This window comes from Shewanella sp. 125m-1, from assembly GCF_052977065.1.
Map to the genome: position 1 here is coordinate 1 of NZ_JBRILT010000066.1, position 20,999 is coordinate 20,999.

18 protein-coding genes are annotated in these 20,999 nt (G+C 43.7%); 8 read left to right on the forward strand and 10 right to left on the reverse strand.

Annotated elements, in window-relative coordinates; genetic code table 11:
- Positions 1 to 348 precede the first annotated feature (348 nt).
- From ACVBIK_RS19600 to ACVBIK_RS19625, 6 genes are all read left to right on the forward strand, one after another.
- Complete coding sequence (locus ACVBIK_RS19600; RefSeq protein WP_447161617.1) at positions 349 to 723, forward strand: DsrE/DsrF/TusD sulfur relay family protein; 375 nt, start codon at positions 349 to 351, stop codon at positions 721 to 723.
- A gap of 128 nt (positions 724 to 851) precedes the next feature.
- Positions 852 to 2,213, forward strand: coding sequence for a bifunctional UDP-N-acetylglucosamine diphosphorylase/glucosamine-1-phosphate N-acetyltransferase GlmU (gene glmU, locus ACVBIK_RS19605; protein WP_447170337.1), 1,362 nt, complete (start codon positions 852 to 854; stop codon positions 2,211 to 2,213).
- 308 nt (positions 2,214 to 2,521) lie between these two features.
- Positions 2,522 to 4,654, forward strand: a complete 2,133-nt coding sequence (locus ACVBIK_RS19610; RefSeq protein ID WP_447170338.1) for a TonB-dependent siderophore receptor — start codon at positions 2,522 to 2,524, stop codon at positions 4,652 to 4,654.
- Between the two features lie 176 nt (positions 4,655 to 4,830).
- Positions 4,831 to 5,601: a DeoR/GlpR family DNA-binding transcription regulator gene (locus ACVBIK_RS19615; RefSeq protein ID WP_447161614.1), complete on the forward strand. Its 771-nt coding sequence runs from the start codon at positions 4,831 to 4,833 to the stop codon at positions 5,599 to 5,601.
- 101 nt (positions 5,602 to 5,702) lie between these two features.
- Positions 5,703 to 7,532 (forward strand): glutamine--fructose-6-phosphate transaminase (isomerizing), encoded by a 1,830-nt coding sequence (glmS, locus tag ACVBIK_RS19620; protein WP_447164298.1) that lies wholly within the window; start codon positions 5,703 to 5,705, stop codon positions 7,530 to 7,532.
- Between the two features lie 162 nt (positions 7,533 to 7,694).
- The gene (locus tag ACVBIK_RS19625; RefSeq protein ID WP_447170339.1) at positions 7,695 to 9,266 is read left to right on the forward strand and encodes a hypothetical protein; all 1,572 of its coding nucleotides are present in this window, start codon (positions 7,695 to 7,697) and stop codon (positions 9,264 to 9,266) included.
- 74 nt (positions 9,267 to 9,340) lie between these two features.
- Here ACVBIK_RS19625 and ACVBIK_RS19630 read toward each other — a convergent pair whose 3' ends face one another.
- The 7 genes from ACVBIK_RS19630 to ACVBIK_RS19660 form a co-directional block, all read right to left on the reverse strand.
- A complete protein-coding gene (locus tag ACVBIK_RS19630) occupies positions 9,341 to 10,132 on the reverse strand; it encodes a helix-turn-helix transcriptional regulator (RefSeq protein WP_447170340.1) in 792 nt (263 codons plus the stop codon).
- 317 nt (positions 10,133 to 10,449) lie between these two features.
- Positions 10,450 to 11,493, reverse strand: a complete 1,044-nt coding sequence (locus ACVBIK_RS19635) for a GMP reductase (protein WP_447164300.1) — start codon at positions 11,491 to 11,493, stop codon at positions 10,450 to 10,452.
- A 311-nt stretch (positions 11,494 to 11,804) separates the two neighbouring features.
- Complete coding sequence (locus tag ACVBIK_RS19640) at positions 11,805 to 12,086, reverse strand: hypothetical protein (protein ID WP_447164301.1); 282 nt, start codon at positions 12,084 to 12,086, stop codon at positions 11,805 to 11,807.
- 262 nt (positions 12,087 to 12,348) lie between these two features.
- Positions 12,349 to 13,098 (reverse strand): phosphate ABC transporter ATP-binding protein PstB, encoded by a 750-nt coding sequence (gene pstB, locus ACVBIK_RS19645; protein ID WP_447164302.1) that lies wholly within the window; start codon positions 13,096 to 13,098, stop codon positions 12,349 to 12,351.
- A 10-nt stretch (positions 13,099 to 13,108) separates the two neighbouring features.
- Positions 13,109 to 13,960, reverse strand: coding sequence for a phosphate ABC transporter permease PstA (pstA, locus tag ACVBIK_RS19650; RefSeq protein ID WP_447161607.1), 852 nt, complete (start codon positions 13,958 to 13,960; stop codon positions 13,109 to 13,111).
- Entirely contained in the window at positions 13,960 to 14,865 is a 906-nt protein-coding gene (gene pstC, locus ACVBIK_RS19655; RefSeq protein ID WP_447170341.1) for a phosphate ABC transporter permease subunit PstC, read from the reverse strand. The genes pstA and pstC overlap by 1 nt, the downstream gene beginning before the upstream one ends.
- 78 nt (positions 14,866 to 14,943) lie before the next feature.
- Complete coding sequence (locus ACVBIK_RS19660) at positions 14,944 to 15,753, reverse strand: phosphate ABC transporter substrate-binding protein (protein ID WP_447161605.1); 810 nt, start codon at positions 15,751 to 15,753, stop codon at positions 14,944 to 14,946.
- Between the two features lie 564 nt (positions 15,754 to 16,317).
- Between ACVBIK_RS19660 and ACVBIK_RS19665 the strand changes: the two genes are divergently transcribed.
- Positions 16,318 to 17,514 carry a potassium/proton antiporter gene (locus ACVBIK_RS19665; protein ID WP_447161604.1) on the forward strand — a complete coding sequence of 399 codons (1,197 nt, stop codon included), beginning with the start codon at positions 16,318 to 16,320 and terminating at the stop codon, positions 17,512 to 17,514.
- On the opposite strand, the gene ACVBIK_RS19670 is transcribed toward ACVBIK_RS19665, so the two are convergent.
- From ACVBIK_RS19670 to ACVBIK_RS19680, 3 genes are all read right to left on the reverse strand, one after another.
- Positions 17,511 to 17,708: a DUF2061 domain-containing protein gene (locus ACVBIK_RS19670; protein WP_447161603.1), complete on the reverse strand. Its 198-nt coding sequence runs from the start codon at positions 17,706 to 17,708 to the stop codon at positions 17,511 to 17,513. The genes ACVBIK_RS19665 and ACVBIK_RS19670 overlap by 4 nt on opposite strands.
- A gap of 182 nt (positions 17,709 to 17,890) precedes the next feature.
- Entirely contained in the window at positions 17,891 to 18,793 is a 903-nt protein-coding gene (locus ACVBIK_RS19675; RefSeq protein ID WP_447161602.1) for a 1,4-dihydroxy-2-naphthoyl-CoA synthase, read from the reverse strand.
- Between the two features lie 138 nt (positions 18,794 to 18,931).
- A complete protein-coding gene (locus ACVBIK_RS19680) occupies positions 18,932 to 19,285 on the reverse strand; it encodes a hypothetical protein (RefSeq protein ID WP_447161601.1) in 354 nt (117 codons plus the stop codon).
- 88 nt (positions 19,286 to 19,373) lie between these two features.
- Between ACVBIK_RS19680 and ccoG the strand changes: the two genes are divergently transcribed.
- Positions 19,374 to 20,795 (forward strand): cytochrome c oxidase accessory protein CcoG, encoded by a 1,422-nt coding sequence (gene ccoG / locus ACVBIK_RS19685; RefSeq protein WP_447164305.1) that lies wholly within the window; start codon positions 19,374 to 19,376, stop codon positions 20,793 to 20,795.
- Positions 20,796 to 20,999 lie beyond the last annotated feature (204 nt).

Consider the following 20,999-nt stretch of genomic DNA (forward strand, 5'->3'; position numbering starts at 1 on the left):
CATGAGTATATGCCTATCCTTGACTCTTTTTAGAGTACAGTTTGATAAGCAGTTACACAAAGTTAGTTACAGTCTCAGTTTAGCGAGAGCTTCTGTGACCCTTCTCATCAATCTACTCTAGGTTGTTTTGCCCACCAGCTTTGGTATTAGCCACCTTAGGACTGCCGATGCTGCTCTTATAGGATCTAGCAGGAACGTAGTGACGCTCTAGCCGTGACCAGCTCACGTCCTAGCGGCTGGTATATTTAACTGTCTGAAGAACTCTTTTCCGCAATCGGCATAACGTCAGAACGTGATCTAAGTAAGAACCCTTGGCTAATTTGAGTGTTACCCTCATGGATTAATTTTATGCTTGAGAGTTCTTCCATGCAGCACGTACTGATAATTGTTAATGATGCCCCTTATGGTACAGAAAAGTTGTTTAATGCCCTTCGATTGGCTATACAGCTCAACGAGCAAGACTATTCACCCGTTCGAGTAAGCCTATTTTTACTGTCTGATGCAGTTACTGCAGTTCTACCTAATCAGAAACCAACTGAAGGCTATAACATTCAACAGATGCTAGAGATTGTTGCCGCACAAAAAACACAAATTAAGTTTTGCGGTTCTTGCATGCAAGCTCGTGGACTGGCAGATCTGAAAGTCATTGAAGGTTGCGAGGAAGCGACTATGGATGATCTTGCTCAATGGGTACTGGTGGCAGATAAAACCATTAGCTTTTAATCTAGATCCTGCAGCAAGTCGAGTCGCTTTTAATACTGGTATCGCTTAAAATTGTAATCTGATAAATACCTCATTTTCTAACATTAGCTCAAATACTAGCTTAAGCATTAGCTCAAGGATATAAACCAATGGCACTGAATGTAGTGATTTTGGCCGCAGGCAAGGGAACCCGCATGCGCTCAGATCTTCCAAAAGTTCTTCACCCTATCGCTCATAAGAGCATGGTTCAGCATGTTATCGATACTGCACATCAAGTGGGCAGTGATGCTATCCAGCTAGTTTATGGCTATGGCGCCGATAAACTGCAGGCAAGCTTAGGTGAACAGCAACTTAATTGGGTACTACAAGCTGAGCAATTGGGCACTGGCCACGCGGTAGCGCAGGCGAATGACAATATTAGCGACGATGATACGGTGCTTATTCTTTATGGTGACGTGCCGTTGATTCAGGCATCGACGCTTGATGGATTATTGGCTGCACGTGATGCTAATGGTTTGGCTATTCTTACTGTTAATCTACCAAACCCAACGGGTTACGGCCGTATTGTTAGAGAGAACGGTAACGTCGTGGGTATCATCGAGCAGAAAGATGCTAATGCCGAGCAGCTTGCTATCAATGAGATCAACACTGGCATCATGGCTGCACCGGGTAAGCAACTTAAAGCCTGGCTTAGTCAGTTGTCATCAGACAATGCTCAAGGTGAATATTACCTTACCGACATCGTTGCTATGGCGCACAATGATGGCGTTGCCATTACCACCGCACAGCCGGAGTCTGCTGTGGAAGTTGAAGGTGCAAATAACCGCGTACAACTAGCGCAACTTGAGCGAGCTTATCAAGCGCGTGCGGCAGAAAAGCTGATGCTTGAGGGCGCTAACCTGCGCGACCCTGCACGTATTGATATTCGTGGCGATGTAACTGTCGGCATGGATGTGATGATTGATGTTAACGTGATTATCGAAGGTAAAGTGACGATTGGTAATAACGTCACCATTGGTGCTGGCACGATTCTTATTGATTGCGAGATTAGTGACAACGCGGTAATTAAACCCTATTCGATTATCGAAAGCGCTAAAGTGGGAGTCGCTGCAAGTGCTGGGCCTTTTGCTCGTTTACGTCCCGGCGCTGAACTTAAAGAAGATGCTCACATTGGCAACTTTGTTGAGATGAAAAAAGCGGTATTAGGCAAGGGTTCCAAAGCGGGGCACTTGGCTTATATTGGTGATGCAACCATAGGTAGCGGCGTTAATATTGGTGCAGGTACCATTACTTGTAACTATGACGGTGCCAATAAGTTCCAGACAATCATTGAAGACAATGTATTTGTTGGTAGCGATACCCAGCTTGTTGCCCCCGTGACTATTGGTAAAGGGGCCACCTTAGGTGCAGGTTCTACCATTACTAAAGATGTTGCAGCCGATGAGTTAGTGATCACGCGCGTTAAGCAACGGCATTTAACGGGCTGGGCGCGACCTGTTAAGCAAAAATAAGTAGGCTTATGCCATTGAAGAGGCGACCTTTGGGTCGCTTTTTTGTTTTCTGGACTAGTTTTGACTAAATCTTTGACTAAATAGTACTCCTGCCAGTAACGGCTTTAATCGCGAGGCTTGCCTATGTCTTACCTCTAAATTAAGGGTTGTTGCGCATACATTTTAGACTGGTAAATGCCCGATACTGAGTACATATTTGAACTGCGTCACTCTCTATTGTAAATATGTGTAAAGAAACTTAAATAAAAATAATTCTCATTTATATTGCGACTCAATTAATACATTCATGTGTCATTTTGGGGTTGGATATGTCTGTTGGGACGTCATTTAAGTTTTCACGTTTAGGGCTTGCAATTGTTGCTGGATTGGCTTCATCTTCTGTTTTTGCTGAGGATGCTAGTGTTGGAGCTGCTATTGTCGCTGAGCCAAATATCGAGCGTATTAGCGTTATGGGTCGTAGCTTTAACGATTACAACGTTGGCTCATCTTCAGGTGCTATGCGTGGTGATATCGATATCTTAGACACGCCTCAATCTGTCACCGTTATCCCTGACTTTGTTACTGATGAACAGCTAGCGACTAACCTTTCTGAAGTGCTGGTTAACGACTCGAGTGTGACGGGGGGATCTGAAAAATGGAATCGCCAAGTATTTAATATTCGTGGTTTCGAACTTTCTTCTGGTTCAGGCTTCTTGATCAATGGTCAGCAGCAGTGGTCTCACTATGTACAGCCTATTGAAACATTGCAGCAGGTTGAGGTTCTAAAAGGCCCATCAAGCATGCTTTATGGCCAATCGGGTCCTGGCGGCTTGATTAACATGGTCACTAAGAAGCCGACTTATGAAACTATGCTCGATATTGGCTTTGATACTGATGAACATGGTTCTACACGCTTCCAGCTAGATGCGGGGGGGAGCTTAAATGATGCTGAGACTATTCGTTACCGTACAGTCTTAGTTAAGCAGGACACGACTTACTGGCGTGAGTACCAAGATGGCACAAATCAAGAGCGTGACCGTTGGTTAGGCTATTTAAACCTAGAGTTTGATATTACCGATGACCTATTACTATCGCTTAAATATGATCACACCCAAGATAAAACTGGAATTGATCGCGGTGGTTGGCTAAACAGTAGTGGTGACTTGATTGGTGGGCGTGACATTATTTGGGATCAGCCATGGGCATTTACCGACAACACCATCTCTAACTTAGGTGCTGAGCTGCTTTATAACCTAACCGATGACTGGCAAGTTAAAGCGGGTTACAACGATCAGCAGTTTAATCGTCAGCGTTTAGATTCTTCGCCATCACTTATCAGTGGCTCTGAAGATCCATTTACAGATGGTTATTATATTAGTCCATTTGACCGTTATGACGACTGGCAGCACAAAACCGGCTTTGTTGATTTCACTGGTAATATCTACACCGGTGATATAGAACACCAGTTGCTTGTTGGCGCTAACATGCTTGATTACTACTATGGTCAGCTCAAAGAGTCGGGTGAGAAAAACCAATTAGTCATGCCTGGTCAGGCTGTCCCTAGGCCAGATCTTGATTACAACCGTGATGCAACCAAATACGAAAGTGAATACAAGCACTACGGTTTCTATGTTCAAGACTTAGTGACGATTACCGATGAGTGGCAGGTGCTTGCTGGTGTACGTTACGACGAACAGAAGAAAGAAGGTTTGGGTAATAATAGTTATGCGGTATCGCCTAAATTTGGTGTGATCTACTCACCTGCGGATAACGGCAGCATCTACGTTAACTACTCTAAGAGTTTTACCCCTCAAGGGATAGTAAACAACATTGATGACGTTAATGATGGTAAGAATCTCGATCCTGAATACGGCGAGCAGTATGAAGTGGGCACTAAGTGGGAACTGTTTGACGGTAGCCTACTGTTAACCGGTGCCGTATTTGATATCACAGTATCAAATGTGACGGTAACTGAAGAGATTGAAGGTAGTTCTGAAACTATTACGACTCAGTCAGGTGAGCAGCGCCATAAAGGTTTTGAGGTGGGCGCTCAAGGTCAAGTGAGCGATAGCTGGTTTATGACGGGTTCTATGATGTATCTCGATGCTGAGTATCATCGCCCTGAAACGGATAGCTTGAACGGTAAGACTCCTGTTGATGCGCCTGAGTGGTCTGCAAACGTATGGACGCGTTATGAGATGACCGATGATTTAGCATTAAACTTTGGTGCTCTCTATGTGGGTGAGCGTTTTGCTAATACCAGCAATACGATTAGTAAAGATGGTTATGTACGCTTCGATATGGGCGCTGCATACACTATGGACGTAATGGGGAGTGATGTCAGCGTTCGTGTAAACGTGAAAAACCTATTCGATGCAGATTACCTAGCGGGCGGTACTAATACCGATGTGACTGTAGGTGAAGGGCGTCACTTTAGCCTAGCGCTAGAAGCTAAGTTCTAACGAAAGCTGCAAGTCTAATGAGTGCTAAAGCCTCAACCTTAGGGTTGGGGCTTTTTTGTATCTGTTTCCCTAGAATGTCGTTGGCTTGTTTAGAGGTTAAGTCGTATCAAAAACTGGCAAATAAGTTTCGTTTCACTATAATATGCCTTTCGAATCGAAACTTAGCGAAAGGTTTTATGAACAAACGAAACACTCAACAACGACGTCACAGCATTATTAGCCTGCTTAACCAGCAAGGAGAGGTGAGTGTTGAAGAGTTGTCCCTACGTTTTGAAACTTCTGAAGTCACCATTCGCAAAGACTTAGCCACATTAGAAAAAACCGGACTTTTACTGCGTCGTTATGGTGGCGCCGTCGCCGTGCCTGATGAAGTTACCCAGCAGTTTACAGCTAAAATAGCACCGAATAAGTTATCTATCGCAAAGGCGGCTGCTCAGCTGATTAACGACCATAATCGCATTATTATCGATAGCGGCAGTACTACGTCAGGTTTGATTGGTGAGCTTAATGCTAAGCGTGGTTTATTAGTGATGACTAACTCCCTTGCTCTGGCTAATTCGATTCATGAGCTAGAAAATGAGCCGACGCTATTAATGACGGGCGGCACTTGGGATCCGCATTCTGAGTCTTTCCAAGGACAGATTGCCGAACAAGTGTTGCGTTCATATAACTTTGATCAGCTGTTTATCGGTGCTGACGGTATCGATCTTGAGCGTGGCACGACAACCTTTAATGAACTGACTGGTTTAAGCAAGGTGATGGCGGAAGTGTCACGAGAAGTGGTGGTGATGCTCGAGTCAGAAAAGCTGGGTAGACGCATTCCAAACCTTGAACTACCCTGGAGCAAAATCAGCGTGTTAGTCACCGATGATAGGTTACCGAGTGAAGCGCTAGACATCATTTCTAAGCATGGTGTGCGAGTTATTCTAGCACCTTATGCAGGGTAACGTATTTAGAGTCATCATCTCTGATTAATCGCGTTATCCATTTTAAAATTCAATTTTTAACTTTAAATTTATCTCTCACAAAGAGAGTCTAGGTAAATAATATGTGTGGAATCGTTGGTGCTGTAGCACAAAGAGATGTAGCTGAAATTCTTGTGGAAGGGCTAAGACGCCTTGAATACCGTGGATATGACTCTGCGGGTGTTGCGGTATTAAATAATGGTGAGCTCAATAGAACTCGCCGTGTGGGCAAGGTACAAGAGTTATCGGCTGCACTCGATATTGCACCACTTGCTGGTGGTACAGGTATTGCGCATACACGCTGGGCAACTCATGGTGAGCCGAGTGAGCGTAATGCACACCCTCATTTATCTGAAGGTGATATAGCAGTCGTTCACAACGGTATTATCGAAAACCACAATAAACTGCGTGAGATGCTAAAAGGTTTAGGCTATACCTTTGCATCAGACACAGATACCGAGGTGATTTGTCACTTAGTGCATCATGAGTTAAAGGCACATGACACGCTACTTGCAGCGGTTCAAGCAAGCGTTAAGCAACTAGAAGGTGCCTACGGCACTGTGGTTATCGACCGTCGTGACAGTGAGCGTATGATCGTGGCTCGCTCTGGCAGCCCACTGGTTATCGGTTATGGCTTAGGTGAAAACTTTGTGGCTTCTGATCAGCTAGCACTTTTACCTGTGACTCGCTCTTTTGCTTTCTTAGAAGAAGGCGATGTGGCTGAAGTGACGCGTCGGACCGTGAGTATTTATGATGTAGATGGCAACGCGGTTGAGCGTGAAGTTAAAGAGTCTGAAGTAACTCATGACGCCGGCGACAAAGGTGAATACCGTCATTACATGCTAAAAGAGATCTACGAGCAGCCAACAGCTATCGCTCGTACACTTGAAGGCCGTATTGCGGGTGGTAAAGTATTAGATACTGCATTTGGTGACAACGCAGCTGAATTCCTAAAAGACATTAAGCACGTACAGATTATTGCTTGTGGTACCAGTTACCATGCTGGTATGGCAGCACGTTACTGGTTAGAAGATTGGGCGGGTGTATCGTGTAACGTCGAAATCGCTTCTGAGTTCCGTTACCGTAAATCTCACCTATTCCCTAACAGCTTACTCGTTACTATTTCACAGTCTGGTGAAACCGCAGATACCTTAGCGGCAATGCGCTTGGCTAAAGAGATGGGTTATAAGGCAACATTGACGATTTGTAATGCGCCAGGGTCATCACTTGTTCGTGAATCTGATATGGCTTACATGATGAAAGCTGGCGCCGAGATTGGCGTAGCGTCAACTAAAGCCTTCACTGTGCAGTTAGCGGGTCTATTAATGCTGACATCAGCTATTGGCCGTTACAATGGTATGTCTGATGAGATGCAAGCTCAGATCAGCCAAAGCTTGCTTTCTATGCCAGCTAAAGTAGAGCAAGCACTAGGTTTAGACGATGCGATTGCCGAACTTGCTGAAGATTTTGCCGATAAGCACAATGCACTATTTTTAGGGCGTGGTGATCAGTACCCCATCGCAATGGAAGGTGCGCTTAAGCTTAAAGAGATCTCTTATATCCACGCCGAGGCTTACGCTTCAGGTGAGCTTAAGCATGGTCCATTAGCACTGATTGACGCAGATATGCCGGTTATCGTAGTTGCACCAAACAATGAGCTATTAGAGAAACTAAAGTCTAACGTTGAAGAGGTACGTGCTCGCGGTGGCTTGATGTATGTATTCGCCGATAAAGACGCAGAGTTCGAGTCGGATGACACCATGAAGGTGATTCCGGTTCCACACTGTGATGAGTTTATGGCACCGTTAATCTACACCATTCCACTACAGTTACTGTCTTATCACGTAGCCTTGATTAAAGGTACCGATGTCGATCAGCCACGTAATTTGGCTAAGTCAGTGACGGTTGAGTAACAGATAGAATTAAATTTATCATTTAATGATTAGAAACCTCCCTTGTGGAGGTTTCTTTGTTTTAGAGATCTTACTTTCTCCTATGTTATCCCCCTAAAGGGGGATGCTGTAATGACAGGCTTATCACATGCTATCCATAGGCCAATATCAAGGAGAGAAATAATGAAAAAACTAATAAGGCTTAGCGTATCGGCCTTGGCTGTGAGTAGCATACTAGCCCTTACTGGCTGCGGTAGCGACAGCGATAACGCCACCCAACCGCCGGTTCCAGAGCCACAGCCAACAGTATTGACGGGAATATTTTCGGATAGTCCAGTAGCGGGAATGGGCTATGAAACTGCGGATCATAGTGGTGTCACGAACGCTCAGGGACAGTTTAATTATAACGAGGGTGAGTCTGTAGAATTCTACATAGGCGCTACGCGTTTTCCAATTGTCGCGGGTCAGGAAGAAGTGACACCGATGGATTTGTACCAAACAGATTCGGCTGATAATACTGGAGTGATTAACACCTTGCGCTTACTGCAGTCGCTCGATACAGATAATGACCCCGATACAGGAATTCAATTAGCGGATGATATCCATGAAACGCTAGCGGGCCATCAGGTGGACCCTACAGCAGATAATTTTGATGAGCAGGCTGGGCAAGCACTTGTCGCATCAGGATTGGAGGCTGAAGATCTGGTCGATGCTGATGATGCGTTAGCCCACTTCGGTCAGAGTCGGGAATATCAATTAACGGATTTGACTGGGCAGTGGCATACGGTCTTCTTTTCTATCCCCGTTGCCGGCACATACTCACCGGATGCCTTTAATTATGTGGTTGAAGAGTGGACTATCGACGCCGCGGGTAATGTCACTATGGCGGCTAAGGTAAAGAGTGCTGGGGATCTAGATACTGACACATTTAAAGTTAACTTAAGTGAAAGCGGCATGCTGAGCTTTACTGAGATAGACAATCTCGATATGGGTTTAAGCAGTAATAAAGACAAGATTGCCAATTACTTTAGTGAAGAGGGTGAGCAGGAACTTGGCTTTTCGATAAAGTTAGCTGGTGGCCAACAGCTTAGCGATCTCGAAGGACAGTGGTGGGGTACAGGAGTTGAAACCCCTGTTAGCGCTAACTTTAATCAGAACGAGTTTGGTGTGTGGATCGATAAGCTTGTGATTGATGACCAGGGTAAGGCTGACATTACAGAGCTAACAGTTGGTAATCAGCAAGCGAGTAATGAGGTAGAAACGGTTCAATTTGCTATGAATGAGATGGGTAAGATCACCATCGAAGATGACGATGAGTCTGCGGTGACTTACCTTTCTCGCGGTAAAGATGTCATTTTGCGCCATAGCTTTAAAGCAACTCGACAGAATATGTCGGTACTATTGCGTGCCAATGAAAATCCAACTATTGCGGATCTAGAGGGAAGTTGGCGCCTATATAACTTACAGATGCCAGACGATGGCAGCATGAACACCGATGGTTTTGGCTATTGGATTGTCGAACTGAATATTAATGCTGATGGTCTTGCAGTATGGAGCCATGTGGCAACGTCCGAAAATCAGACGTTAACTGACCAATCTATGCAGATGAGTCTAGTGGATGGGTTATTTGTTGGTGACGAAGATAAGTGGGCTATGAACCAAGATAAAGACCTAATGGTGGTGGTATCTCAATGGCAAGATGGGGCTGATGAGTTCTCGGCCTTTGCTATTGCAATTAAGCAAGTTAAGCCATAACTCTCTTTAGTGCTTTAATGAGTAAAGCCTGCAGATATCGGCAGGCTTTTTTTGTAATAGCCAATTGACGAGACCTAACTATTAAGGCCGATAGTCACCACCAGCTCATCATGGTTATAGCGCCACAACAATTGATTTTGATGCTTAGAGTCCGTTTTGTGTAGTACGCTTTTTATCTGGCTCTTTATGGTTTCCTTGCTGACGTTTCGAATATCTGCGATATCAGAGCCCGAATGACCACTGATTAATAAGCTCAGCACCTGGTATTCAGCAGGCGTTAACTTGATCGGTCTATGCCTGATCGTCAGTGGAAAATGTTCTTGGCAGCGACAAAGGGCTTTATCTTGCTCCATACTTGCTAATTGTTTAGCGTGAAAAGCACTAACCCATGGTTGCATTGAATGGCCTAGCTTCTCATGTAATCGTCGTGCGCTACGACTAAATACCTTGTTAAGCGAGTGAGCCGTAAATAACAGGTACAGGTGCTGGTTGACACCTAAAAGTAGAATTAGGCTTGAACGATAGCGAACATAAGGCAGTAAGTTTTCACTGTAGATTTGGTCCGAAATCAACTCGGGATCAACTAGGCTCTCCATTATTTGCGAAGTATTTATCAGGCCTTTGCGTAAGTAAGTATTAAAGAAAATATCATGCCGCCAGTGTTGTTGGTAAAGCGGGATATCTTTTGTTGAGATCTCTGGTGACCAGGTGTGTTGTCTCTCTAGGCAAGTATCGATAACAGTAATGCTCGTCGCATCAGCCTGCAAAATATTCGATAGATAGCTAAAGTCTTCACCTTTAATCTCTCTCGTCGACATATTTTCTATTAATAAGTACTGCCACTTGGAAAAATCGTCCCAGTTCACAAGCCCTCCTAGCGAAAACATGGGCGAACATGCCGCCATTAACCTTAACTTAACAAAGGTAGCTGTTTTGGAATTGATATAGATCAAAAATATGCTTAAGTAAGCACCGCTAATCGTCATGTATTATCAGGAGTGTTGTGACTAGAGGGGGGGCTTTATTTAAATCGGGTAGATAATATATTTATAAAAGGCGGTTGGGATTAGAGGAAGTAATACAAATGACAAAAAATCGAGTATGAACATTATCTTTATAACTTGGCGTTAACCACTTAATAGGAGCTCTGTTAAAGCCCCTATAAAATGAGTTGTTTTATAGTTTACTCTTTACCGTAAACGTTATTTTCCTGCTCTTGAACACGAATAAACGTGGTGCGTTTAGTGAGTTCTTTGAGTGATGCAGCACCAACATAAGTACAAGTAGATCGTACGCCACCCATAATGTCATTAATGGTGTTATCTACGCTGCCTCTAAATGGCAGTAATACCGTTTTACCTTCTGCTGCGCGGTACTTAGCAACGCCACCAGAGTGTTTATCCATTGCTGACTGTGATGACATGCCGTAGAACTTAACCATGGTTTTGCCATCTTGCTCAATAACTTCGCCGCCGCTTTCTTCATGGCCAGCTAACATACCGCCAAGCATCACAAAGTCTGCACCGCCACCAAAGGCTTTAGCGACATCACCAGCACAACTACAGCCGCCATCACCAATAATCTGTCCACCTAAGCCGTGGGCTGCATCAGCACATTCGATAATGGCTGAAAGTTGTGGGTAGCCAACGCCAGTTTTAACACGCGTTGTGCATACTGAGCCAGGGCCAATACCGACTTTAACGATATCTGCACCGGCAATAATCAGTTCTTCAACCATATCACCAGTGACCACGTTCCCCGCGCTTATGACTGTTTGTGGATGAGATTGTCTTACTTTGCGTACGTAATCGACTAGATGTTCTGAATAGCCGTTAGCGATGTCGATACAGATAAAGTTAAGCGCATCAGAAAGCGCTAAAATTTCACTTAACTTAATGAAGTCAGCATCTGAGGTACCGCTTGAAACCATCACATGTTGTAGTACATCAGCAGGTTGGCTGGCAACAAACTCGCCCCACTGCTCAACAGTGTAATGCTTATGAACCGCTGTCATAACATTGTGTGTAGCTAGGCTAGCTGCCATCTTAAAGCTGGCTACAGAATCCATGTTCGCGGCAATAATTGGTACACCAGACCAAGTTTTACCACTGTGCTTAAAAGTAAATTGACGGTTTAGATCTACTTGAGAACGACTCTTTAACGTTGAACGCTTAGGTCGGATAAGTACATCTTTAAAACCTAACTTTATATCTTGTTCAATACGCATAGTTTATTCCTCACATGGATTTTGCGCGCAGCAAAACCGCCGATAAAAAGATTTTTTATCGGGCATTAAATTAATTCCTGAGCTTATTTCAGGCACAAAAAAACCGCAGCGTTTTGGGGCGCTCCGGTTTTAGGTATTATAGGAACAGATTTTCAGTTAGCAAGTTCTTAAATTAAAACTATCATTCCCTAATAAAGGAAGGTTGCTATACTGTTGTATACATGTTTGTTAGTGTTAAGTAGAGGTTTAACGCTAATATTTGCTTAATAAGCGAATCCTATCATTACGATTGTACTTATCCTTGTTAACGCTTATCTCTCTGCTGCACCTTTCGCTTTAGATAGCTTTATGTCGAAGTTATCTAATAGTAACAACGTATCTGCGATGGCTGATTTAAGTTTTGCAGCTGGTGGTGAATTGAGGTTCTTGGCTTGTTTTAAAGATTCTCGGCGAGTGACAAACTCTAACATTGTCTCGAGATTCTCTGGACTATCGATATCTAGCGGGGGCAATTTCTTGATGCATGCATTGTTGTAGATTTCGAATTCTCTTTGCAGGTGTTCTTGAGCTTCTCTAGTTCTTTCCATATTCATGTAAGATCGCCTCTTTGTTCAATATACCTATATACCGAAGCTATCTTAATAATGCGCCTTTAACAAGCTTACGTTTTTTGGTTAGCCTTGTTTTTTTAGGTTTATTAGCTATTTCCATCTTAGGTACTAGTTTATTGTCGTGAAAATTCACTTAATAATTAACAAAAACTTCAACGATGTTAGTACGCTGGAGCACTAATTCTATTTCTATGAATGATAGCAATGCGCTCAACTGTGGCGTGAGCGCATTGCTATGTATAACCTAACCAAACTTGCCACTAACGTAACCTTGAGTCCGTTGATCTAATGGACGGTTAAAAATTTGGCTCGTGTCACCATGCTCAACTAGCTCACCCATCCAGAAAAATGCTGTTTTGTCTGAGATCCGCTTTGCTTGGTTCATAGAGTGAGTCACGATGACGATAGTGAATTGTTTACGCAGTTCATCCATTAACTCTTCAATTTTATGGGTTGCAATGGGGTCTAATGCGCTCGTGGGCTCGTCCATTAAAATCACCTCCGGCTTCATGGCTATGGCTCGGGCAATACATAATCGTTGTTGCTGGCCGCCAGATAGACCAAACGCGGGAGTATTAAGTCTATCTTTAACTTCTTCCCATAGCGCAGCACTCCGCAACGACTCCTCCACCGCATCATCTAAGACTTTTTTATCTTTAATGCCTTGTGCTTTGAGGCCGAAAGCCACATTTTCGTAGATACTCATTGGAAAGGGATTTGGCTTTTGGAACACCATGCCAACTCGCATTCTTAAGTGTTTAACATCCACATCTTGATAAATATTGCTGCCCTCAAACATCACGTCACCGTTAATCTTTACTCCCGCAACTAAGTCATTCATGCGGTTTAACGTGCGAAGTAAGGTTGATTTACCACAACCAGACGGGCCAATTAACGCGGTTACTTGGCGAGCTGGAATGGCTAAAGAGATATCTTTGAGCGCGTGGTTGTCGCCGTAAAATAGGTTTAAGTTGTTCACTTCTAGCTTATTCATGGAGATAACCTTATTTGGATGATTTATTTAAACGTGAGGCAATCACTTTCGTCGCCATATTTAAGATGAGAACCAGCACAATCAAAACCGTCGCGGTGGCATAAGCTTGATCCCACTCATGTTGGGTAAATAGCTCTTGGGTTAATTTATAAAGGTGTACAGTCAAGGTGCGGCCTGATTCAAGCACCGATTCTGGAATTTGTGTCACCATACCAGCGGTTAAAAATACGGGGGCTGACTCACCTATCACTCGTCCAGTGCTTAAAATTATTGAAGTTACAATACCTGGTAGGGCGCTGGGCAGGACTAAGCGAAAAATGGTGTAGATTTTTGAGCTACCTAAGGCATAGCCGCCTTCACGATAGCTCATAGGCACTGACAGCAGCGCTTCTTCAGTTGTACGGATTATCACGGGGAGAATTAGCATGGCTAGGGTTAATGCTCCCGATAAAATAGAAAAGCCTAGTCCAAGTGTGGTGACAAAGAAGGTCATACCAAATAGACCATAAACAATCGATGGGATGCCCGCTAATGATTCGGTACAAAAGCGGATCACCTTAACCACTTGGCTGCCTGGAGCGGCATATTCCGTTAGGTAAATAGCTGTCATAATGCCAATCGGGGCGGCAAAGGCGAGTGATAGGCCGACCATATACACGGTGGATACTATCATGGCCCAAATTCCAGATGCTTCACCAATACGAGTGTAAGCGCCAGTAATGAATTCCCAGCTAACGTGAGCGAGGCCATTACTTAATATGTGCCATACCACCCAAAGTAAAAACAGCAGAGTTGTAGCCGCAGCAGACCAGATGGCTAGCATCATCAATTTGTCTTGGTTGTCTCGTGAAAGTTTTAACATTAGTGCGCTCGCTTTCTGTTGAGATAAAGCAGTGAACCGTTAAGTATTACGATAAATACCAGTAACACTATGCCCGTAGAGTAGAGTGCGCTGGCATGAATGCCTGTAGCGTATGACATCTCCATCGCGATATTGGCGGTTAAGGTTCTAGCGGGCTCTAAAATTGAGCCAGGCATTGCTGGGGCATTGCCCATCACCATAATGATTGCCATGGTTTCGCCTATCGCGCGGGCGACACCTAGCGCAATACCAGTGTAAATACCGCTTCGTGCAGCCGGTATTAGTACCTTAAAAATACTGTAGATATGCGAAGCACCGAGTGCGAGCGCTCCCTCTTTATAGATTGGTGGTAAGGCGCGTAGGGAGGTTTCTGAAATCGTAATGACGGTCGGTAAAATCATAATGGCTAAAACGATGACGCCCGCGAGTATGGTGTTACCCGCAGGGATGTTAAATATCGTTTCTATGGCGGGGACGATAATCACCAAGCCAAAGAAGCCATAAACCACAGAGGGGATACCAGCAAGCAGCTCAACGGCAGGGCGAATAATATTGGCCAACCAATTTGGTGCGAGCTCTGCAAGAAATACCGCGGTAAGTAGCGCAATAGGTACACCAATCATTACGGCGCCAGCTGTTGATATTAGCGATGCAACCATCATAGGTAGCAAGCCAAATAGTGCTGGTGGCAGCCACTCTTTACCTAATAGCATTTGTGAAACACCGGCTTCTTTAAAAGCAGGTAAGCCTTCGCTAAAGACAAACCAACCTATAGTCGCAACTGAAAGTATGCCGACCATTGCGCTGCATAAGAAAAGAAGGTGAAACCCCATCTCTTTCAAGTCGTATGATTTTGCTGGGGCGAGCTGAAGCCCTTGCAACCCAGCTTTACTGGCTGTCGTCATCACTTATCCTCGACATCGAACTGATGAAAAATGATTGAATGAGAACAGAAGAATATTTATTTCTCTGTTCGTTATCGTTTACTTAACAGGAATGTAGCCTTCTTCAGCCACTATGTTTTGGCCATCTTCAGATAGGATGTATTCAATGAAGTTGTTAGCATTGCTTGGTGCATTTTTATCTATCAATACAATGAAGGGGCGTGCGATTTGATAGTCACCGGCTATGATGTTGTCATCAGTTGCTGCAACACCGTTGACGTCGACAGCACGAAGGCTTGCATCGACACTGCCTAAAGAGATGTAACCGATTGCATAAGGGTTATTGGCGACGATGGTTTTGATCATACCGTTACCATTACCTACTTGAGCGGTCGGAGAAATTGCGGTGACCTTGTGGCCGTTAATCGTGCGTTGAAGTTTCATTATCTCTTCAAATGCACCGCGAGTACCGGATCCATTCTCACGAGTGACGACAACGATTGGGCGTGATTCACCGCCGACTTCGTTCCAGTTTTTAATTTCGCCTCGATAAATTTTTGAAATCTGTTCTTGAGTTAAGTTTGTTACTGGGTTTGTTTTATTGACCGCGGCAGCAATTCCGTCACGAGCAATAACGATCTCTTTGGTGTCACTGCTAAGCTCATTATCTTTTATATTGCGAGAAGACATACCTATCATACTGGTGCCATCTTTGGCTGCTCGTATCCCCGCTGATGAGCCTGTGCTTTGTACTTCTACACTGCTGTTGGTGTTGTTTTGATAGTTTTCTGCCAGCACTTCCATTACATGGGCTACAGATGTCGAACCTGATACTGTAACAGTGCTTGCTTGAGCTAGTGGTGCAGCCATTAGACTTACTGCGGTTAACAAGCCAAATACTTTTTTCATTACGATTTCCACTCTATTGTTTGGTCGCTTAGATACCAGTTATTTTACAAAACCAAGTTAGTTGCCTCGTTGCAGGCAAGCGCATTAAGACAGAGGAATATGACAGTTAGGTGACAACACCTTTAGTGCGACAGGTTTAAATGGGATTAAGCAAAGCGTTATGGTCAATGCGTAGAAAACAAAATGGCGGTTTTTGTTAAATGAATAAAAATTAAGGGGGAGTTTTCTTAATTGATAATATAACGTCTTAAGCTAGAGGCTGGGGAGGCTTGAAGAGATTGGCGTTAAATGGTTGCAATAAACTCCGGTCGGAATTAACTTAGTCTTAAGACTATTTTAACAATAAGAGTGCCGATTTATGCTATGTTTCTGTTGTGAGTTAGTAAGATAAATTTATTATTAAACTTTTATGACAGCCAGTCAAAACCGCATTTTTATCTGTAAAACCATAGCCAAATAGCGCCTGTTCGCAAATAGCAATGCCGAGTGATTCTATTGAGCCTATCTTCATTACTCGACACTTGTTTCGTAATTACATTATATAACCACATTAAAGGTGCATAAATGACCACTGAAATGATCATGATTGGTATGTCGGCGTTAATTTTAGTTGGCATATTACTGCACCACCCTTCAAGAACACTTGGTATTCCGTCGTTGCTTATTTTTATGGGTGTTGGCTTGATGCTAGGCAATGGCGAGTTTAACTTTGTCTATGACGACCTAGATAAAACCGCATGGATAGGTGGCTTGGCGTTGAACATGATTGTATTCGTTGGTGGCATTAATACCTCAACGGACAAAATTAAAGTCGCCTATAAAGAAGGCGGGATCCTCGCATCTTTTGGGGTGTTATTTACCACGCTTATTTTTGGCTTTATTTTATACTGGCTGTTGGATTTCAACTTTATTACCTGCCTATTGTTTGCTGCTATTGTGTCATCGACAGATGCTGCAGCAGTGTTTTCAATTCTTGAATCTAAAAAGCTTAAGCTAAAAGAACAGACCGACACGGTATTAGAGTTTGAATCGGCCACTAACGATCCCGTCGCTATGCTACTGGTTATCTTTTTAACTGATATGGCGCTTTCAAGCAGTAAGACCGTAGTGGCATCTGAGATCGCTATAGAATTGGTCACGCAAATTGGTGTCGCTATGATTGTCGGTTGGCTGGTGGCTAGCATCGCGGTCTGGTTATTAAATCGAATTCACCTATCAGAGTTTGGTCTCATCCCTGTATTTGTACTCGCAAGCTTTGTGATTGCGACCTATGGTGCCGACGTACTGGGTGGCAATATTTTATTGGCTTCATATATAGCGGGGGTGGTAATAGGTAATGGTATTAAGCGAGGCCAGCTTGTTAATCTGCACTTCTTTAATAGTTTATCTTGGTTAGCACAGGCCTTAATGTTTATCGTGTTGGGCTTACAAATATTCCCGCAATCATTAGCTGCCGTGTTTATTAGCTCATTACTACCGGCACTACTGTTGATCTTTGTTGCTAGACCTTTAGCTGTGCAGCTTTGTTACTTGCCTTTTACTAAGGCGAGTTGGAAAAAGCGGCTGTTTATTTCCTCTATTGGTCTAAAAGGGGCGACCCCCATTGTATTCGCATTGATCCCCGCGGCGGCAGGTGTACCGGGATCGTTAGATATCGTGCACATGGTGTTCTTTATCGTATTGTTCTCAGTGTTTATTCAAGGGGGGGCTATTGGACCGCTCGCGAACAAACTGGGTTTAAATAATACTGATAAAGATTAAGCTGGCGCAGTTTGCAGTGCGTTTTTAGACTCGATGTTTTTCCACACCTTTTCGTGAAAGTAGAAAACAACGGTATTAACAGCAGGTTCTATTAACGCGACGGCACCACCAATGACAACGCTTCCTGTTAACAGGTAAGTAATGGTGAAGGCGACGCCAAAGTGTAGAATTGCGAATGTCATGGTTTTAATCATAATGAGTGCCTCTATTTGAATTGCCTAAATAGTAATGGTTATCATTTGCAATTGAAAGGGGTTTACATAGATTAGTTTGATAGGCTTTGTCGATTGGAAATGCACTTTGGGTATAAACCCATCAATATAGTTCGTGTACTGATGGGTTTACGTTAGGCTTTCATTAACAGATTAACTGTAAATTAGTAGTGCCAAGGGAATGAAGAGAAGTCCTGATCACGCTTTTCTAAGAAGGCATCACGACCCTCTCTGGCTTCTTCGGTGCCATAAGCTAGGCGAGTCGCTTCTCCGGCGAATAACTGCTGACCAACTAAGCCGTCATCGGGTAAGTTAAAGCCGTATTTCAACATACGCATCGCGGTAGGAGACTTAGAGTTGATCTCTTTAGCCCACTTTAATGCTTCTGTTTCTAATTCTTGGTGAGGGATAGCGCGGTTAACCATTCCCATGTCAAAGGCTTCTTCTGCAGAGTAATTAAAGCCAAGGAAGAAGATTTCTCGAGCGCGCTTTTGGCCTATCATCTTAGCAAGGTAAGCGCTGCCATAACCTGAGTCAAAACTACCTACATCAGGGTCAGTTTGCTTAAATACCGCGTGCTCTTTTGAAGCAAGGGTTAAGTCACATACCACATGTAGACTATGGCCACCGCCAACAGCCCAGCCTGGTACAACAGCAATAACCACCTTAGGCATAAAGCGGATTAAACGCTGTACTTCTAAAATATGTAAACGCCCCATACGAGCCACATCTGGCGTGCCTTCTTCAGCACCTTCATACTTGTAGCCATCTTTGCCGCGAATACGTTGATCGCCACCGGCACTGAAAGACCATTGACCTTTAGCTGAAGGGCCATTACCTGTTAGTAATACACAACCAACATCAGACCACTGACGCGCATGATTGAGTGCGGTGTAAAGTTCATCAACGGTTTTAGGGCGGAACGAGTTTAAGCAATCAGGGCGGTTAATTGCGATACGTACAGTGCCCTGATCTTTGGCTCTGTGGTAGGTAACATCTTCGAAATCAAATCCTGGAACAAGATCCCATAATTCGGGATCAAAAATGTCAGATACTGGTAGTGTCATGAGCCTTTAGCCTTTTTTCTTCATAGAAATACGATAATAGCTAAAGGCTAGGCCTAATCAGATCTCAGGTCAATCTAGTTTGCATGCTAATCGATTAACTGAGATCTGTTGCGTTATTTGACTAAAGACTTTAGGCCTTTAATTAAGCTTGTCGCAAATGTAAGTTTGATTTTCCTTACTAAAAGCTGAATGTTTATTGGCGCCACTACCACAGAAATCAGCTTTAAACTCATTGAGTTTGGCCTGTGATTGCGTAATTACAGTTAACGCTTGTTGCTCCGTAGCAGAAAGGCGGTCTGCAATATCAGTTTTTAACAAATCGAGTGTATTATCTACACGCTGGATCTGAGTGCCTGTCATGCTATCAAGCTTGTCCTCTGCCTGTTGAAATATTCCTTCAATCTCAGCGATTGGCTCGTCTAAGGTATCGGTTTCTGTATAAAGGTAGTAAAGAATGCCACCGATGATTGCCAATATGATCCAACCCTTCATCTTTTAGTCCTATGTAGGTGAATAACTTGTAGTATAAGCGTTATAATAAGCTAGTTTTCCAGAAAAATTAAAGCTGTAAGGCTGCAAAATGAGCGCAGAACAAAATAATAAAGACTTCTCTAAAGCTGAAAGAATCAAAATTCATCAACCCGATGCCAGTAAAGCCGACCGCTTTAATCCGCGTAATCGTATTTATGTCCGTGCTGTTGAGGGCTTGTGGAGCACTCTGCGTCGCCGTCTAGGTTGGGTGGCAATGTTGTTCTTTTTAATTCTGCCTTGGATCCCCTGGGGAGACCGCCAAGCGGTGTGGTTTAATCTTGCCGAGCAAAAGTTTCATGTCTTTGGTTTAACCATCTGGCCGCAGGATTTTACCTTACTCGCAGCATTATTAATGATCGCGGCATTTGGGTTGTTTTTTATCACAACATATCTCGGTCGAGTATGGTGTGGCTACACATGCCCGCAAACCGTGTGGACTTTTATCTTTATATGGTTTGAAGAAAAGCTAGAAGGGTCGCGTAATAAGCGTATTAAGCTCGACCAGATGCCATGGAGTTTCAACAAACTGTGGCGCAAAACCGCTAAACACGCATCTTGGTTGCTAATCTCTTTACTTACAGCAATGACATTCGTGTCTTACTTTGTGCCGACCAGTGAAGTCTATAAAGAAGTGTTCACCCTAACAGCCAGTGGCGGTGTTTACTTCTGGGTTATCTTCTTCACCTTTGCGACTTACGGTAACGCAGGGTGGATGCGCGAAATTATGTGTCTTCACATGTGCCCCTACGCACGATTCCAAGCAGCCATGTTTGATAAGAACACTTATATAGTGGGTTATGATACCAAGCGCGGTGAAACCAGAGGGCCAAGGTCGAGAAAAGCCGATCCTAAAGCACTAGGCTTAGGAGACTGTATAGACTGCGACTTATGCGTGCAAGTTTGTCCTACTGGCATCGATATCCGTAATGGCTTGCAATATGAGTGTATAAACTGTGGTGCATGTATTGATGCATGCGATACGACTATGACACGTATGGGCTACGATAAAGGACTGATTAGCTACACCACTGAAAATAAGTTAGAGGGCGTAAAGGAAAAAGTGCTTAGGCCAAAGCTTGTGGGTTATGGCGTAGTACTGTCAGTGATGATTTTAGTTCTTGTTTATGCAACTGCTACGATAGCCCCCATTCGTATCGACATTATCAGAGACAGAAACCAGCTCTATAGAGAAACCGATGACGGTTTGATAGAGAACACCTTTACGTTGAAGATTTTGAATAAGACAGAAGAGGCCCACCTTTACAATATGAGTGTTGAAGGGCTAGCCAATTATGATTGGATTGGACCTCAACAAGTGAGCATTAAAGGAGGGGAAGTCTTAACCTTACCTATTAGTGTTGCTGTTGACCCTGTAGACCTGAGCCGAACAATGACTCATATCAACTTTAAAGTGACTACTGATGATGGTGAAATTGAAGCAAAGCAAGAATCTCGCTTCTTTGGTAACTGATCCTTTACTGTGAAACATGTAAAAAGGGGGCTTTTAGCCCCTTTTTTGTACGTATCGTTTGTTAACTATGCATTTGATTCGATTATTCTAATTTAATTGAAAAACCCCCTTGCGCTGATCTCAAATTTCCCTATAATGCGCATCCACTGACACGGCACAGCAGGCCATTCGCTCTTAGCAAAAGCTAGATAGAACGGGACTTGC